This is a genomic window from Paenibacillus albiflavus, assembly GCF_004344915.1.
Classification (GTDB): domain Bacteria; phylum Bacillota; class Bacilli; order Paenibacillales; family NBRC-103111; genus Paenibacillus_AM; species Paenibacillus_AM albiflavus.
On sequence record NZ_SKFG01000006.1, the window covers coordinates 131701 to 147210 of the forward strand.

Annotated in this window: 15 protein-coding genes; 5 read left to right on the forward strand and 10 right to left on the reverse strand. The window is 42.6% G+C overall.

Going from position 1 to position 15510, the window contains the following annotated elements; all coding sequences use genetic code 11:
• Positions 1-12: 12 nt before the first annotated feature.
• Positions 13-303: an alpha/beta-type small acid-soluble spore protein gene (locus E0485_RS08800; RefSeq protein ID WP_132417652.1), complete on the reverse strand. Its 291-nt coding sequence runs from the start codon at positions 301-303 to the stop codon at positions 13-15.
• Positions 304-520: 217 nt separating this feature from the next.
• Between E0485_RS08800 and E0485_RS08805 the strand changes: the two genes are divergently transcribed.
• The gene (locus E0485_RS08805; protein ID WP_132417653.1) at positions 521-1993 is read left to right on the forward strand and encodes a protein adenylyltransferase SelO; all 1473 of its coding nucleotides are present in this window, start codon (positions 521-523) and stop codon (positions 1991-1993) included.
• Positions 1994-2117: 124 nt separating this feature from the next.
• On the opposite strand, the gene E0485_RS08810 is transcribed toward E0485_RS08805, so the two are convergent.
• The gene (locus E0485_RS08810) at positions 2118-2996 is read right to left on the reverse strand and encodes an alpha/beta fold hydrolase (protein ID WP_132417654.1); all 879 of its coding nucleotides are present in this window, start codon (positions 2994-2996) and stop codon (positions 2118-2120) included.
• Between the two features lie 171 nt (positions 2997-3167).
• Here E0485_RS08810 and E0485_RS08815 point away from each other — a divergent pair, with 171 nt between their 5' ends.
• Positions 3168-3809 carry a histidine phosphatase family protein gene (locus E0485_RS08815; protein WP_132417655.1) on the forward strand — a complete coding sequence of 214 codons (642 nt, stop codon included), beginning with the start codon at positions 3168-3170 and terminating at the stop codon, positions 3807-3809.
• Between the two features lie 128 nt (positions 3810-3937).
• On the opposite strand, the gene E0485_RS08825 is transcribed toward E0485_RS08815, so the two are convergent.
• From E0485_RS08825 to E0485_RS25895, 4 genes are all read right to left on the reverse strand, one after another.
• A complete protein-coding gene (locus E0485_RS08825; protein ID WP_132417657.1) occupies positions 3938-5278 on the reverse strand; it encodes an alpha/beta hydrolase family protein in 1341 nt (446 codons plus the stop codon).
• Between the two features lie 210 nt (positions 5279-5488).
• Complete coding sequence (locus tag E0485_RS08830) at positions 5489-5917, reverse strand: DUF3021 family protein (protein ID WP_132417658.1); 429 nt, start codon at positions 5915-5917, stop codon at positions 5489-5491.
• Positions 5918-5931: 14 nt separating this feature from the next.
• Complete coding sequence (locus E0485_RS08835) at positions 5932-6369, reverse strand: LytTR family DNA-binding domain-containing protein (protein WP_132417659.1); 438 nt, start codon at positions 6367-6369, stop codon at positions 5932-5934.
• Between the two features lie 82 nt (positions 6370-6451).
• Positions 6452-7123, reverse strand: coding sequence for a GyrI-like domain-containing protein (locus E0485_RS25895; protein ID WP_132417660.1), 672 nt, complete (start codon positions 7121-7123; stop codon positions 6452-6454).
• Positions 7124-7224: 101 nt separating this feature from the next.
• On the opposite strand from E0485_RS25895, the gene E0485_RS08845 reads away from it, so the two are divergent.
• Entirely contained in the window at positions 7225-7701 is a 477-nt protein-coding gene (locus tag E0485_RS08845) for a GyrI-like domain-containing protein (RefSeq protein ID WP_235857492.1), read from the forward strand.
• A 213-nt stretch (positions 7702-7914) separates the two neighbouring features.
• Positions 7915-9165, forward strand: coding sequence for an MFS transporter (locus E0485_RS08850; protein ID WP_207910950.1), 1251 nt, complete (start codon positions 7915-7917; stop codon positions 9163-9165).
• 344 nt (positions 9166-9509) lie between these two features.
• Here the strand turns inward: E0485_RS08850 and E0485_RS08855 are convergent, their stop codons facing one another.
• The 4 genes from E0485_RS08855 to E0485_RS08870 form a co-directional block, all read right to left on the reverse strand.
• Complete coding sequence (locus E0485_RS08855) at positions 9510-9887, reverse strand: VOC family protein (RefSeq protein ID WP_132417663.1); 378 nt, start codon at positions 9885-9887, stop codon at positions 9510-9512.
• A gap of 52 nt (positions 9888-9939) precedes the next feature.
• Entirely contained in the window at positions 9940-10803 is an 864-nt protein-coding gene (locus tag E0485_RS08860) for a helix-turn-helix domain-containing protein (protein WP_132417664.1), read from the reverse strand.
• Positions 10804-10816: 13 nt separating this feature from the next.
• Positions 10817-13948, reverse strand: coding sequence for an ATP-binding protein (locus E0485_RS08865; RefSeq protein ID WP_235857493.1), 3132 nt, complete (start codon positions 13946-13948; stop codon positions 10817-10819).
• A gap of 149 nt (positions 13949-14097) precedes the next feature.
• A complete protein-coding gene (locus E0485_RS08870) occupies positions 14098-14346 on the reverse strand; it encodes a hypothetical protein (protein ID WP_132417666.1) in 249 nt (82 codons plus the stop codon).
• 41 nt (positions 14347-14387) lie between these two features.
• Between E0485_RS08870 and E0485_RS08875 the strand changes: the two genes are divergently transcribed.
• A complete protein-coding gene (locus tag E0485_RS08875; RefSeq protein WP_132417667.1) occupies positions 14388-15440 on the forward strand; it encodes an LLM class flavin-dependent oxidoreductase in 1053 nt (350 codons plus the stop codon).
• Positions 15441-15510: the final 70 nt, after the last annotated feature.

The following is a 15510-nucleotide window of genomic DNA, read 5'->3' on the forward strand; positions in this document are numbered from 1 at the left end:
CTGGCCGCTTTATTACTCAGACTGTTCCTGATTCGCAAGCCGTTCTTGAGCGAGACGAATCATTTCACGTACCATTGAGCCTCCGATTTTGCCGCCAATCTGTCCTGCCGATTCTGTGGTCAGCTGACCGTTCCCTTCAGGCTGCAGCGGCACACCGAGCTCTTTGGCTACTTCGAATTTCACATCGTCCGGACGATTAGGGTTAACGGCATAGCCTTCGCTCTTCATTACATCTGATTTGAAAGCCTGCATCGCCTGCTCTGCTCCTGGCACCACATATTTTCGATTATTTCTTCTTGCCATCTAGCTCGCTCCTTCGATGTCTTTTCCAATAACTTGCCCGATCATAGGAAAATCATCCTTCGATACAAGCTGCAAATTGCTTTCTAATATAGTATAACTATAAGGGATAAATAGGAAATGACAAATCGAATGTGTTTAAATGAACGATAGCAGTAAACCCTATGTGGAACTGCTATGCAAATATAGTTGAAAATATTGTTGATGTAAGGAGGATATTATGACAGAGAATAACAAAACAAAAGAAGCAGGATGGAACTTTGACAATAGCTATGCTCGTCTTCCGCAGTCATTTTTTACTCGGATTGACCCAACGCCTGTCGGCTCACCAAAATTGATCGTGCTCAATCATCCGCTCGCAGCATCGCTAGGTTTGAATGCTGAGGTACTGCAAAGCGATGATGGATTAGCCGTGTTTGCCGGCAATCAGGTGCCTGAAGGGGCTATGCCGCTTGCGCAAGCATACGCAGGGCATCAATTCGGGTATTTTAACATGCTCGGAGATGGTCGTGCGGTGCTGCTGGGCGAACAGATCTTGCCTAATGGACAGAGAATGGACATTCAGCTTAAAGGGCCAGGCAGAACACCATACTCACGTGGGGGCGATGGTCGAGCGGCGCTTGGACCGATGCTGCGCGAATACATCATTAGCGAAGCCATGTATGCTCTTGGTATTCCGACTACCCGCAGCTTAGCCGTAGTGACAACGGGACAGTTCATCACCCGCGAAACCAAACTTCCGGGTGCTATTCTGACTCGCGTAGCTGCCAGCCATATCCGTGTAGGCACTTTTCAATATGCTGCAAAATTCGGCACTGCCGAGGATATTCGTGCCCTTGCTGACTACACATTAGCACGTCATTACCCCTACATTGAGGCAGATGAGAATCGATATCTCACCCTTCTGCAGGAAGTAATCAAGCGTCAGGCCGAGTTAATTGCCAAATGGCAGCTCGTCGGCTTTATTCACGGCGTAATGAACACCGACAATATGGCGATTAGCGGAGAGACAATCGATTATGGTCCGTGCGCTTTCATGGATGTTTATGATCCTGCAACGGTATTCAGCTCAATTGATAGACAAGGCCGCTATGCTTATGGCAATCAGCCGTATATTGCTGGATGGAATCTTGCGCGATTCGCGGAGACGTTATTGCCGCTTCTGCATGATGATCAGAATAAGGCAGTTGAGCTAGCACAAGAGAAGATTTCAACGTTTATGGATTTGTATCATACGAATTGGCTTAAGGGCATGAGGGCGAAGCTGGGGATTTGCAATGAAGAAGCGCAGGATGAAGAACTGATTAATGAACTTCTCCGTTTGATGGAACAATATCAAGCGGACTATACCAATACCTTCCGGGCATTAACCTTGAATAAGCAAGACGACACGGACTTGTTTAAGGCTCCTGAGTTCTCGGAGTGGCAGGAGCAATGGAAAGCGAGATTAGGCCGACAACAGGAATCAGAAGCTTCCTCGAATCAGTTAATGCGAAGCAGTAATCCTGGCGTAATCCCGAGGAACCATCGAGTCGAGGCAGCGCTTACAGCTGCAACCGAATCAGGAGACCTTAGTGTGATGGAACGCTTGTTAAAGGCTTTATCTGATCCGTTCGACTACTCTCCAGAGCAGGATGAATACTGTATTGTATCTAAGTCAACCAAGCCTTATCGGACCTATTGCGGTACCTGATGCTCATTTCTCTTCTTGAATACTCGGCCAAACTGTTATAGACCGTCTCGATATAGACAAAGCCTTTGTCGTATTGAGCTTGCAGTAGGCCGGGTATTGGAAGATTGATGATCCAAATCTATTTTTATGCGCTATGTTTTTGGATGAATTTCATGGCTGCCTTACCGGCTTCTGACGGGTTTTGCATCCAGACATAGGCATGTATCGAATTTTGGATATGCTCGATTTCATATGTATCTAGTAAACTAGCGAAGGCATGCAAACTTCTTCTAATCTTGTCGTTCTGCCATTCTTCTTCGCTAGGAAGAAATAGAATAGGACATTGCACATTTCGGTAATAGTCCTCGAATCTCAAGTCCCAGTATTTTTGAATATACTCTGTGCGTACTCGGTTTAAATAGCGATAGGTAAAATGACGGTCTTCTGTTTGCTGTAGATTATTTTCAAAGAAGGTGTGGAAGTATTCATTCCATATTCCATGTGGTTCTAATTTCCTGCGTTCCTCTTGAATGTACGCTTCTTTCGTTTCAAATACAGCCTCGATTCTCTCGGCTAGCTGAGCGCTCATGATTTCTTTCTGATGCTCGATCTCTTCCGCTGTACCGTTAAATAATCCGTACTCTCCAAATTCATTATATAAAGCACCTTCGCAAATAAGGGAACAGACAAGCTCTGGATGCGATGCGGCTAAGCTAAGGCCGATTTCAGCACCCATTGAGCTGCCTACGATATGACAGCCATGAACATTGAAATGCTGTAATAATAAGTAAATGTCATGAGCCATGTCATCAATGTGGTATCCCGACTGCGGTTTATCCGATTTGCCGTGACCCCTGAAGTCAGGTGCAATTACGCTATAGCTATCCGTGAATTGCGGGATGATGCCCTCCCACATATTCAAATTTCCGCCGCTAAAATGAAGGAATAACACGACTTCTTGGTGGTCTAAAGTGTATTTCACATGAATCCCTACTTGGCCTAGCTTGATCATTTCTTCCTTCATATGAATCTATTCATCTCCTTCTCATGAAAAGTAAATTATTGTTTATTATAACATACAAAATCTGTATATTTCTGCCGGGCGATCATGATTGCTATTGTCAGGAACCTATGTAATTTGGAACTTGTATGTACATACTACACGTTAGAAATTGCATTTTGACCAGGAGGATAGATGAGATTGAAAAAGAATAGGTGGATATGGTTGTTTATCGTGCTGCTTCTCGTTATTCCCATGAACGCGGCTGCAGCGGCAGAGTGGCTGATTAGGCCAGTCAACCCATCGATACTCGACCCGCTTCGTCAAGGGGGATATATTCTGTATGTTCGGCACGGAGAAGCTAACGTAGGCGATGATATGCCGAATCTTAACTTCGACGATTGCAGAACGCAGCGGAATTTATCCGAGGAGGGAAGAAGACAAGCTTTGCTATTCGGGGAGTCGTTAAGGAATTTGAGAATCCCTTTTCAATTTCCGGTTCAAGCTAGTCCATTCTGCCGAACGAGGGAATCGGCGGCGTTAGCGTTTGGGGAGAGTCACGTTCAAGTCGATCCATTCTGGTATCGCATTTATAAACTGAGCAACCAAACTCCCCCAGCAGAACAGGCGAACACACTAGCTGCCTTGCGGACTAAACTGGAGACAATACCACCCCCTGGAACAAATCAAGTCATTTTTGCGCATAGTTTTCCAGAGGGGCTGGGGTTGGGAGAGATTCCTTACTTAGGCACTGTCGTTGTAAAGCCTAAAGGGCAGGGTAACGGCTACGACATTGTGGGCCGCATTTTTTTGGATGAATGGGCGGGTTTCCAATAACATCGCGTAGCAGAAGATAGCATTCCATAGCAAATGAGCAAAGCAGGCGCTTTGCTCATTTTTTTGCTGTTTGCCGTATTTGACAGAAGCGGACACAACGTTCAAATTGAGCAGCAACAACTGTTTAATCAATTAATTGGCGAATGGATTATTCGAGTGGAAGAGACATCAGCAGTATCTGCAAAGCTCCCCATCCCTTTTAACTTATCATCAAAGAATTGAAGAATAAGCGTATTTTCCGTTTCAATACAGTCATATGGATCAATGTTGGCTTTGCCACGTTGCAAGAAATTTGCGAGCATAGGGGAGAAAAGCGGTAAATCGGTCAGGCTTAAATGCTTAGCTCCTTCAAAATAAACGGTATAGGCTTCTTTGCAGTTTTTATCGCAGGCGTTATTTGCCGCATAAGAAGAGTTTTTTCCAAGCTGTACCCAAACATCGTCAGAATAAATGTTGAGGAGCGGGGTCGTATAGGCTTCGCCACTGGCTGCAAGATCATGAAGCTGTGGATCATAAACAAGCTCACTAAAGAATGGGGCATCTATATTCACAACTGCACTTATATCCTTACGCTCTTTGCCAAGCGATACACTGGCTGAACCACCCATCGAGTGCCCGAACACACCTATTTTATCTGTATTGATATGCTGATAAATGGGGTTATTGTCAGTTTTGGTTTTCCTCAGAATCGTATCGATTACAAAATTCATGTCGTCTTTTCGTAGTTTCATCCATTTTTGAAAGAGTGCGTATAGTTCTTCGACTGTGTAAATACCATCTTTGTTAGAATCATTGAATTCCCGCATATATTCTGAACTGATCATGGTCCTAGTCCCGTCATCTGAAACGGTATAAAAGGAATGATAGGGATGATCGATTGAAACGACTACATAACCGTGGCTTGCAAGCTCCGTATAGGTAGAGGTGTTGCTTGACTTAATACCGTATGCCCCGTGTGAGAATACCAATAATGGATACGTTTCTTTGGCATCTTGGGGATACCAGAATTCCACATTAACGAATCTGTTCTTCCCCGTATCGGTAAATTCTTCGATCCGATTTTCGTCAACATACGTGAAAGTGGCTGTTTCAACTTCATATTTACCCGTTACTTTGGGCGCTTTATGCTGTGGAAATACAACTGCTGGTGCAAGTGCAATCGTCAGACCTATGATCATCATAATGGCATTTCGAACAATACGGGAGACTTTGTAGGTTGCGGGCGTTGCTTGATTACGGCGAATAAGTGAAATGGTTGCGATTACTGCGAGTATAGTGAGCAGGACACCTAGCAGCACCCAACGTAAACTCCATACGATCACCGATGTGAGGGTAAGAAGAATAAATGCAATCCATGTACTCACTCGAACCCAATTTCTTAACTGTCTATGATATTGCTTCGTTACAACACAGTAGATGACCAAAGCAATTTCCAGAATTAAAGTGATAAAAAAAATGAACATACCCATAGTTTCGACTCCTTTTTTTCTTATACTAGTTTCTTCTGACTTCATCTTAGAAAATGGATGAAACGATGTATATAGAAAATCAATAAGCTGTATCTATAGGCGGGTAAGTTGCATCAAAAGAATACAAAAAGAGCGATAAGTTATAAAAAACTTACCGCTTCATACGCTATGGCAGGCATTTGCTGCATTACAATTTTGTTTGGAATACACTCAATTGTCTTTTTTGAATTTCATAAGTTTATCGTTGATTTGGCTGGCTACTCGTTTATCATTCTGCCATGATAGCAGACGGACGATGAAATAGATAACCGCAATTTCTACCGCCAAAATGACGATACCTGAGGCACTATCCACAACACCGATGATACTGGCAAGGGAAATTAATATGATTTCGAGAGCAACAAAATGAATGACGATTCGAATCCGCATATTCTTCTCACTAATGTCGTCTGGCGTATAAAAAATGAATCCCGTTAAAGCACCAATCAGCGAAAAGATCATGATGAGATAAATTGAATTTAAATTAAAGGCCATGTCAGGATAAAAGAATTGCCGTAGAATCGTAATAATGATGATGATGGACCCGAAGATGATAAAAAAATCTTTGATCATCCCGTTTATAAATTCTGAACGCTTCATAAATTATGCCCCCTTTATAATCCAAGCCTATTTTTAAGCACAGGCACATACTGCCTAGAGATAACAATACGTTCCCCGTTATCGAGTACCGCTTCAAATCTACCACTAATGGATGGATGAATATGGGCTATTTTAGCTATGTTTAAAATAGTCGATTTGGACGCACGAAAGCATTTGTGTTCGTTGCATAATTCCTCTAACTCATAAAGCTTTTGTTTGACCTCGTAAACCTGATCCTTGCTGTACATAAAAACTTTACCGTCAACTGCTTCGAAATAATAGATATCACTAAGCTTGATGCGGTGAACATGGTCTTCATGATATCCAAGTATGATGAGATGGTCCATTGTCAGCTTATCGACTATTTCGTGAATCTCCGCATCAACCTCATGGCATCTGATGAGAATTTCCTCTTCCCGATCTAGGCTTATTTCTTCTATTGAAACTTTCATATCTGATTACCCCCTAGAACTGAAAGTATATGAATGATTACAAATTATAAGATAATTGATGTAAGGGATACTGAGCAATACATTATTTTAGCGGTATGTAAATCGATACTTCATTTAAGCGATCCGATTGGAATGTTTCTAGCGTGTAGGCTTCGGGATCGTGGTCTAACCCCTGTGAGCGCAGTTTGTCGAGCATGAAGAAATACGTTTCATCGATTTCAGCTCGGCTTGTTTCACCCGAATGATTATATACAGCATACTCTCTTGGTGGTAATGTAATGCTCACCATGTCCTCAGGTGGTAATTTAGGGCTAGTAACTTCAATTCCGGCGATATAATGGTAAATATGCTTTCTCCCCAAATAAACGCCAATTCGACTTCCTTTACGTACAGGATTTATAATTTGATTTTCCCTGCTCGTTAGTTCCTGCCACATAAGAGGAAGACGGACCTTGGCCATATATACTGCTGTAAATGGTGCTTTAAATTCAACACCTACGATATGGGTCATAGGCTTAATAACTCTTTTAAAAGAATTCGTTTGTTTGCGAGACGAGGAGCTCTTTAAGATACTATACCCGCCATGCTTGCCTACCTCAGAGTATAAGGGTACTCCCATTCCGCTTAACTCCTGCAAATATCTCAGCATCGTTCGATAGGATACGTGGAACTCTTCTGCAAGTTCATCCACTGTAAACTTTTGTTTCTCGTATATACGTACCATAACCTCATTTAAGCGCTGTGTTTTGGTCAATTATTTCACCTAACCTTATTAATCTCTGACAGATTCTGTCACAATATCATTGTATAATAAGGTTGTACTCATATCTATAGGGTTATGGAGGGGCGATATTAGTGGAGCAGAAGAATGATTCGATGATTGTTGCGAGAGAAGCTTTTCAAGCAGTAGGGTTAAAGTGGGAAGGGACGTTTGCAGGAGCGGGTGCAGGAGAAATTCGCGTCATTCATACTGAAATGCAGAAGCGTGTTCAAGAAATCAAGCATGTTCTGAATCCGGACAAGCTTCTTGGATTATCGTATCATATGACGGATACGGGATTTACACATTATGCCGTAGTTGCCGTAGAACAAATCGAGGATATTCCAGACGGAATGGTGACGATTGAGGTTCCAAGCCTAACCTATGCCAAATGCGAGCATACCAAAGGACAGAGCATCGATAAGTCCTATAACAATATTTATGCTTGGATCGAGCAGGAGGGATATAAGGTTCATCAAGGGGATGTAACGCATTTTGAAGAATATCCGATGCAGCAGGACCCTTACGACCAAGATCCTGAATTTACGATTCTGATCCCGATTGAGAAATAGAATCTTGCATCAAAAAAGACGCCTCCATAAGGGCGTCTTAACTATTTCGGAACAAATGTTCGATTTGTGGGTCATTTAAATGAAACCGAGGTATAATCAGCTTCCATATTATTAGTATATAATAATCAAAATTATAAGTCTATATCTTTGCGCGTAGTTGCTCTATATTTTATATACCTGGCCGGGAAACCAACAGTACATATGGAGGTCTTTGTGCAAATACGTTTATGGGATCACAATTTAAGAGTTCGGTTAATCGGAGAAGCTTTGTTCAACATGCTGTTCTGGATGTACTTCCCGTTTATAACGGTCTATTTCAGTTCGGCATTCGGCAATCATATTGCAGGCATATTGATGACCGTGCCCCCGATATTCAGCATTATCGGAAGTTTGCTTGGAGGGGCTTTAGCCGATCGGTTAGGTCGACGCCCTGTGATGCTGCTAGGCGCTTCGCTTCAAACGATGATGTTCGTATGCTTTGCGATGTCGCCATCCCACCTTATTGATTACTTGGCATTCATCGGCATCGGGCTGGGAGGGGCGATCTATCGGCCAGCGAGTACCGCAATGGTTGCCGACCTGGTTCCTGCGCATAATCGTCGTCAGATTTTTGCGACATTCACGACAGCGAATAACATCGGCGCTGTGCTCGGTCCTGCTTTAGGTGCCATTTTCTTCTTTCAGTATCGCCAGCAGCTGCTCTGGACTTGCGCGCTGGTCTTATTGCTGTACTTTATCGCTATTTATTTCATCGTTCATGAAACGCTGCCACGTTCAGCCAAGAGTTCGAGAGATTCCATTTCAATCCCCCGTCTATTCATGGAACAGTGGAAGGGATATGGCATTATTTTTCGTGATAAAGTGTTCTTAGTCTATATTATAGCAGGGGTTTTTGCTCTAGTTCCCATTATGCAATTGGATCTATACTTGCCCGTATACGTAATCCATCATGTCCCTGATCAAGCTTTATTCACATGGAATGGCCATCCGTTCATACTGACCAGTACCGAAATCTTTGGATGGTTGCTGGGGTTAAACGGTCTGCTGTTCGTCTTGTTCATTCTTCCCGTAACACGGTGGTTTCGCAATTGGAATGAGAGAAATATCTTTATTCTATCCTCATTACTGGCGGGGTTAGGTACATTCTCCATTGGGCTGTACACGAATATATGGTATTTGTTTATCGTGACAATTGTTTTTACCTTTGGCGAGATTGTGCGATCTCCGGTTACACAGAGCTTTATAAGTCGCTATGCGCCTGAACATGCAAGGGGGCAGTACATGGGAGCTGATAGCTTACAGTACACCATCGCGAAATTCATAGCGCCTATGACGGTTTTCCTCTCTAGTTGGGTGGCGCCAATGGGGATATTAACGATTATCTTGATATTTTCGTTCATCAGCATCGGATTCTATATGCTGTTATTTAAACTCTATAAGGAAGAGAATAACCAATCAAATTAAATTGATTTACAGACTCTTTTTTCTTAGAGCTACGATAAATAAATAAACGGAAAGGATCCCAAATACAGCTGTACAACACAAGAAAAGTATTTTTACAGATGAAAACTCTATATAAAAGCTATCACCAGAAAAGTCAACTTTACTAGCTAGAAGATAGGCAAATAGGACCTTCGGAATTATTTTTTCTAATAGATCAACAAAGGCATACATTATCAAACTTATTAAACCTAAAGTCGCACTTCTCAAATAATTCACTCATAACCCCCCCCTTATAATTAAAATAGGGAGAAGCCTAATACTTCTCCCTAATTGAATGTACTAATATTTTCCTTAATTGTCTACGATTAAGCTTCCTGTTCACTCATTAAACTGTGCGTATTGCCTTCAGTGTCTTTAAAGAAGGTCATCCACGTTTCGGTTTGTCCCATTTTGGCAACGATATGAGGCTCGTCGATGAACGTAACATCCTGCTCTCGTAAATCTTCGTAAGCCTTCTTAATATTCTCCACTTGAAAATATATGACAGAGCTGGCACGCGCGTACTCTTCCTTTTCAGGAAGGCTTAGTAGGATACGAAGTCCGCCACATTCAAGGAATGCCATGCGATCGGTTTGAAATAATAGATTGAGTCCCAGTTTGCCTTGATAAAATTGTACAGCTCTATCTATATTTGTGACAGGTACTGCGATTTGTCCAATTTTGTGAATCCGATTCGTTTCCATGGATAATTTCCCCTCTCAAATATCTTTTCATCACCAGTATAAAACAATTCCGTCATCGTTTCTTATCCAAAATCACTTTTTTTCTAAACCCAAGCGGAGAAATGCCAACATGCTGCTTAAACATCTTGCTGAAAGATGCAGGGTTATGAAATCCAAGCTCAAATGTAATATCCGTCATACTGAAATCTAATTGCGCAAGAAGCTGTTTGGCTCGATATAGCCGATATTGTGAAATATGTTGGTGAGGAGTCATCCCATATATTTGCTGATAAGACCGCAATAAATGGTTTGGCGATAAACAAGCTACCTGCGCAATTTTATTTAATTGGATCGGTTTATCATAGAATGCTCGAATATAATCATGGGCGATACTTACTCTTCGATATAACTCTTCCCGTGTCGAATAGCGAATTGAACTTAAGGTGTCGACTTCCTTCAAGGTTTCAACATGACTACTCACTATCGATTGCATAATCTGGTGAAATTGCTCTTCATAACCGATTGAGCCTTTCTCAAGATCCGTTAGCTTCTCTTTGAATGTCGTTAACTGCGAAGCTAGCATAGGGCTAGTAGAATAAGTTTTCTCAAAAAATTGAATAGCATCGGTTTCCTTATAAGGATCGCTTAGAAGCTTATCCGTTGATTTGATCATGGTGCTGTAGATTTCTTCGGCAAATCCATCTTTGAAAAAAAGGCAGAACGATTCAATCTCCACTTGCTCATCGATTGAAATAGTATACGTGCCTTGATTCAGCAGCAGGTAGCTGCCTTCTTCAACAGCGAAGAAGCCTTTATTCGTCTTGTAATGGGCTTTTCCATTGCGGAAGCTTTTGAGAGAAAGCTGCCCTTGTCCTTCCCAGTAGAACTGGTTGCTGCTAGCATGTAATACACGATTGGTTGAATTGGAATTGGTCATTCTGTTGTCTCCATTAAGTAGCTTGTTTAACCTGACGATCTGGAATAATAAACGACACGGTGGTTCCTTCATTCGGTTTACTTATAATAGACAAGCCTTGACCATACAACTGGATCAAGCGTCGGTTCGTATTGGAGATTCCAATACCGCTTTTATTCTTCAACGTTGGGCTCAGGATCTGATTGATTTTATCTGGGTCCATACCTTGGCCGTCGTCTTGTACTTCAACAAGCGTAAAGCCTTCCTGCTTCGTAATCTGAATACGAACGGTGCCGCCTCTTCTTTGCTTGAGGATACCGTGAATGACAGCATTCTCGATCAGCGGTTGGATCGAAAGCGGAGGGAGCAGCAAGCTTCGGTCTGCATTCACTTCCCATATGACCGACAATCTGTCCTGGAATCGCTCTTTTTCAACATACAAATAGGCTTTAACAAGTTCTAGCTCATGGGACAGCTTGACGAGTTCCCCTGTATTCAGAAAATCAAAGCTAATCCGCAAGTAAGAGGCAAAGGCATCGCCTAGATCTTGCATTTTCTCTGTGTCGATATCACTTAGTGCCATAATCGAATTCAGCGTATTGAATAGAAAATGGGGATGAATTTGTGCCTGTAAATAAGCAGCTTCCATCCGTAAGCGTTCATTGATTGATTGCTTGAGCGTGATTAATGCTCTAATCCGGTATCTTAGTTCAATTGCGTCTACAGGCTTTGTTACATAATCGTTAGCTCCCGATGAGAAACCTGTGTAGATGTCAGCAGGCTGACTACGCGCAGTTAAGAGCAGAACGGGAAGCTCGGACACAGAGTAACGCTCTCGTACCTGCTGTGTTAATTCGTAACCAGACATATGCGGCATCATGACATCGGCAATCAGCAAATCCCATTGCTGTGTACCGAGTAATTCCAATGCTTCACGGGCAGATTTTACTGCCATGATGTTATAGGGCTCTGTGGACAGAATGCCTGTGAGCACATTCAGATTAATTGGGTCATCATCAACCGCAAGAATATTGGCCTTGCCTTCATTTAAGAGAGAGGGGATCAATTCAGCTGCTGCCACTTCTTCTTCAAATGCCGTATCCGGAATAAGAAATTGATTTGACTTATGGTTAGCTTCCTCTTTTGTTTCGTGGCTTGCAAGAGAATTATGTGATAATGTAGAATAATTCGACATATCCGCCAATGGCAGATTAAAACTGAAAACAGAACCCTTATTCAGCTTGGAACACACGGTCAAAGTACCACCATGCAATTCCACTAGCTGTTTGCAAATGTTTAATCCTAGTCCAATTCCACTTCCATCGTTTATACCGTAAGATCCTTGCTCGTATCGTAAGAAAATCCTCGCCTGCGTTTCCTCGTCCATCCCGACGCCTGTGTCGGAGACGTGAATGATGGCATCTCCATCTCGAATTTCAGCAGAGACTGAGATCGTTCCTTCTTCCGTATATTTGAGTGCATTATGCAAGAGGTTATATGCAATTTGGACAAGTCTTTTCTCATCAGCCATGACCAGTGGCATCGATTCTGCGATATTCATGCGCAGGTCAATTGGTTTACCCTCTGTCATAAATTTCAGCATGGCAATGACACCAGGGATAACCGATTGAATCTTGAGAGGCTCTTGTTGAAGCGCAATACGATGCTCCTGAAGCTGCGCAACATCAAGAAGATCACCGAGCAAATGAGACATACGCTGGCTAATCGTGATCAGAAGCTCCATGTCTTTTACGCTGCGTTCACTCATCTTCTCTCTATCTTTGGTTACAACGGTCTGAGCGATATTCATAATGCCATGCAAGGGCGTTCTCAGTTCATGCGATGTATTCGCGAGAAATTGATCTTTGAGCTTATCGGCTTGCTTAAGCTGCTCCGTCAATAAGGCTCTTTCATTCGCATTACGGAAGTATTGTTTGAACCAGTAGGTGGAAAAACCAATAATCGCTGCAATAATATCGAATGGATAGTAGACGACTGTCACATCATTGTAGGCATTCCACAGGCTCCAGAGAAAATTCGACATTATGCTTATTGCTGTTAGCAGAACGAAGACAGCGTCGTTTCCTATTTGCTGCTTGAAGATCATGATTCCTATATAATAAATAAAGAAAATGACAGGTAAAAAATGGAAAATATAAAATATCCCGAAATCAACTGTTGCATTGACCCATGCAGCCGGCGCAGCAAGTAAAAACGCTGTATATGCAATGTGTGCCACGGAATAAATCCGTATCCATCTGTCCTTGGAAGGACCTCCAGCGAATTTTCTGATTAGAAGAAAAGTAATAAAGGTTTGCGATACAAGAGAAATGAGTTTGAGCTTTAGTCCCCATGTATAATTGAGCGGGAGCCATAGCATGAGCAGGTTGTCATGACCCGCAACAATTGATATCGCAACTGACAGTATCAGAAAACCGAAAGTGAACAAAGACCACTCTCGAGGATTAAATAAATAGAGGATTCCAATATACAGGCCATGAATGAACAGTACGATGAACGTAACAAGCTGAAAGCCAATGGAATACCAACGTACATAATCGATCGCATCCGAGGACCCAAAGCGAATTGAACGCAAGACCCCTCCATTATAAGGATCATCAAAGTTCGCTACTTGAACAAGCACTTCAAGCTCTTGCGTACCGTCCTTATCGTAAAAAGCGGTATAGGAGATATTTCTGGGTTTATAGGCTGCAGCATTCGCAGCTAACGTACCTATTGCCCCTTCAGAGATCCCGTTAATTTCGATTGAAGAGGTTGCCTGTATGCTTCGTGCCCACAAAGTAACTGGCTTTTTCAAAGGATCGACTAGAATCTTTAATCGATAAGTTCCCGAACCATAGGAAGAAGTGGATTTATCTGACAGCGCATGACTCCAATCTCCTGGAACCTGAATATTGCGGGATTGAACATCTAATGTCGGAATGTCCTCATAAGTAATGAATTGGTCAGGATAGAACTGCCATTCCCCCTTCAATGGGATCGTGGGAGATAATCCTAAGTCCCTACCACGCATGTCAAGTACCCCGTTAACTGCACGCAGGCTATCAGTTGATGCAAACATTTCAGACCATACCCATCGCATCCCAAGGAGTACACTAATAAACAATAGCACTGTAACAATAAGCTTCACGGTAGATTTTTTCATTAATCGTATCTTCATATCAAAGAAATTCGACTTTATGTCGAATTTTCCTTTTTCAAGAGACGCGAAACAACGGATTGATTAGTTTATTTGCAGTAGTAGCAGAACTTATGGTAACGTTTGTATTTGTGGAAATGAAGGCTAATCATCTCCTATGCAATGTTTCGCATGAGGTTATTTGTAACAAGTACATAGACTAAGAAAATAAAGTTATGGCCCTTATGCGTAATGGCATAAGGTTTTTTGTGTATTATAGAATTTATAACATTCGTATCATAAATTCTAAGTAATACCTTAAGAAACGCACCCGCCTTTAAGGCCGGTGAAACCGTTTCTTCTTGTTGCATAATACCTTCTACAACTCCAGAAGATAAAGGGATGAGAAACTGCTTGGTTTGCATAGTGGATGATCCTAGGCGTATATAATTAGGAGGGGAATAGATTGGAAATTGGTATAAGTTCGTTTGTAGAGACAACGCCTGATGTAGAAACAGGAGAGACGATCAGCCATGCAGAGCGGCTAAGAGAGGTTATTGAAGAAATCGTACTTGCGGATCAAGTAGGATTGGATGTATATGGTGTGGGAGAGCATCACCGCAGCGAATTTGCGGGTTCATCACCTGCAGTTGTCCTCGCTGCAGCTGCAAGTCGGACAAGCAAGATTCGGTTGACGAGTGCAGTATCGATTATTTCAGCTCTTGATCCCGTCCGTGTGTTTCAGGATTTTGCGACATTAGACGGCATATCAAACGGCCGTGCGGAGATTATGGCAGGTCGGGGGACTTTTATTGAGTCGTTCCCTTTATTCGGATATGATTTGAAAGACTATGATGAATTGTTTGAAGAGCGACTTGATTTATTGTTAAAAGTACGGGAGTCCGAGAAAGTTACGTGGACCGGGAAGCATCGGGCAGCTATTCCTGATCTAGGTATTTATCCGCGTCCAGTTCAAAATCCTTTACCCGTATGGATCGGTAGTGTCGGGAAAGCAGAATCCGTCATTCGCGCAGGCAAGTTAGGACTGCCGCTTGCACTTGCAATGATTGCAGGAAATCCGTTAGAATTTGCTCCGATTGTACAGCTTTATAAGCAAGCAGCAGCAGAGGCAGGACATGATGTATCCAAGCTGCCTATTGCATCACATTCCCACGGATTCATAGCAGACGATACACAGACGGCAATCGAGAAATTCTTCCCTTCTACATATGCATACAAGAATGCCAGAGCTCGTGAGCTGGGCAAAAGTCCTTATCAACGCTCCGAATATGATGCTGCGTGCAAGTTTGACGGACCGCTATATGTAGGCGATCCTAAGTTAATCGCCGAGAAGCTTATTCATCTTCGCAAGCATGTAGGCATTACACGCTTCTTCTTGCATGTGCCGCTCGGCACGATGCCGCACGCAGATGTCATGAGAGCAATTGAACTGCTAGGCACAGAGGTTGCGCCTCGAGTCCGTGAAGAAATCGCGCGATGGGAAGCAGAAGGAAATTAAGAACGAACTAAATGAATTAGCTAAATATAAAGCTCGAGCAGCAGGGTTACCATGCAAAAGACGCACTGGA

Bases quoted from the DNA above. Each gene is read 5' to 3' on its own strand.
- E0485_RS08810 (WP_132417654.1), bottom strand. From the start codon at position 2,996: ATGAAGGAAGAAATGATCAAGCTAGGCCAAGTAGGGATTCATGTGAAA.
- E0485_RS08830 (WP_132417658.1), bottom strand. From the start codon at position 5,917: ATGAAGCGTTCAGAATTTATAAACGGGATGATCAAAGATTTTTTTATC.
- E0485_RS08870 (WP_132417666.1), bottom strand. From the start codon at position 14,346: ATGCAAACCAAGCAGTTTCTCATCCCTTTATCTTCTGGAGTTGTAGAA.
- E0485_RS08835 (WP_132417659.1), bottom strand. From the start codon at position 6,369: ATGAAAGTTTCAATAGAAGAAATAAGCCTAGATCGGGAAGAGGAAATT.
- E0485_RS08860 (WP_132417664.1), bottom strand. From the start codon at position 10,803: ATGACCAATTCCAATTCAACCAATCGTGTATTACATGCTAGCAGCAAC.
- E0485_RS08865 (WP_235857493.1), bottom strand. From the start codon at position 13,948: ATGAAAAAATCTACCGTGAAGCTTATTGTTACAGTGCTATTGTTTATT.
- E0485_RS08805 (WP_132417653.1), top strand. From the start codon at position 521: ATGACAGAGAATAACAAAACAAAAGAAGCAGGATGGAACTTTGACAAT.
- E0485_RS08800 (WP_132417652.1), bottom strand. From the start codon at position 303: ATGGCAAGAAGAAATAATCGAAAATATGTGGTGCCAGGAGCAGAGCAG.
- E0485_RS08815 (WP_132417655.1), top strand. From the start codon at position 3,168: ATGAGATTGAAAAAGAATAGGTGGATATGGTTGTTTATCGTGCTGCTT.
- E0485_RS08855 (WP_132417663.1), bottom strand. From the start codon at position 9,887: ATGGAAACGAATCGGATTCACAAAATTGGACAAATCGCAGTACCTGTC.
- E0485_RS08825 (WP_132417657.1), bottom strand. From the start codon at position 5,278: ATGGGTATGTTCATTTTTTTTATCACTTTAATTCTGGAAATTGCTTTG.